Annotated in this window: 2 protein-coding genes; both read right to left on the reverse strand. The window is 71.6% G+C overall.

Features of this window, described 5'->3' with window-relative positions:
• Window positions 1–231 (reverse strand): hypothetical protein (locus L1785_RS00005; RefSeq protein ID WP_236087060.1); only part of this gene is annotated, 231 nt, incomplete at its 3' end.
• Window positions 232–357: 126 nt separating this feature from the next.
• Window positions 358–1,080 carry a fibronectin type III domain-containing protein gene (locus tag L1785_RS00010; RefSeq protein ID WP_236087061.1) on the reverse strand — a complete coding sequence of 241 codons (723 nt, stop codon included), beginning with the start codon at window positions 1,078–1,080 and terminating at the stop codon, window positions 358–360.
• Window positions 1,081–1,161: the final 81 nt, after the last annotated feature.

Here is a 1,161-nt window from a genome sequence, read left to right on the forward strand (position 1 = left end):
GGAGCCCGCGAGCAGCGTCCCGTCGAGGGCCTGCGCCTCGTAGTTGAACCGGCCGAGCAGGCCGGCCGAGGTCTTCGTGACCCACACACCCGAGTCGTTGAGGTTGACGTCCGCGGTCGCCTCACCGTCATAGGTGAGCGCGAGGCCCACGATCGCGCCGGCGAAGAGCGTCACGACGCCTGCGGACGCCACACTCCGCCGGTTGCCGTAGACGTGCGACAAGAAGCCCACCCCTTACCCTCCGTCGATCTCCCCACCCCGGGATCGGCGCACGCAGGCGCTGCTGCACCCTATCGGGTGACAGGGCGATTTGCCCCATCTCACCGTGGGGAGAATTCCCCACCGGCGCATCTCCCCTCACCACGTGATGTGGTTGCTCTCCCCCCACCTGTCCGTCACCACGAACACCTCCTCACCGGCCGCGGGCCTGCAGGCGATGTATGCCGCGCCGAAGTCTCCCTCGGCGTCGGTCTGCAGCGGGGTGCCGTCTGAGGCCGTGGTGAGCGTGCCCGTGAGGGCCACTCGGCCACCGCTCGTCGCCTTGTAGCAGACGGCCGTGAAGGCCGTGTTCGGGTCCGCGTACCGCACGTTGAGCTGAACCTCGGTCGCCCCCGGCGCCTTGTGGACGAGTACCGCCCGGATCGGCACGGGGTCGGTGCTGCCCGTGGCCGACGCCGCGGGACCGCAACCGGCCGCGTTGCACGCACGCACCGTCAGCGTGTACGTCTTGTTGTACGCCTCGTCTGTGCCGATCTGCTGCGACGCCGCGGCGGTCTCCCCCGAGCCCGACCAGTCGCCGCTCTTGTCGTACACCATCCGGTCGACGGACTCGCCGCCCGTGTTCGACGGGAAGTCCATCTGGAAGACGCCGGCGTCGACGTCGCTGCGGATGTACTGCACGGACGGTGCCCCCGGTGTCGTGTACGGGGTCACCGCCTCGGGCGCGTCCACCCACGCGGAGCAGTCGAACTGGTTGCACGCGCGGACCCGGAACCGGTACTGGGTCCCGTTGGTCAGGCCGGTGTACGTGTGCACTGTGGCGATCCCGGCGTTCTGGGTGCCCGCGTTGTTCGCCTGCACCTCGTACCGCGGGGGGGGGGGGGGGGGGGGGGCGGGCGCCCCCCCCCCCCCCCCCCCCGCGGGGGGGGGGGGGGGCGCCGC

Origin of the sequence: Antribacter soli (genome assembly GCF_021568775.1) — a bacterium.
Classification (GTDB): domain Bacteria; phylum Actinomycetota; class Actinomycetes; order Actinomycetales; family Cellulomonadaceae; genus Antribacter; species Antribacter soli.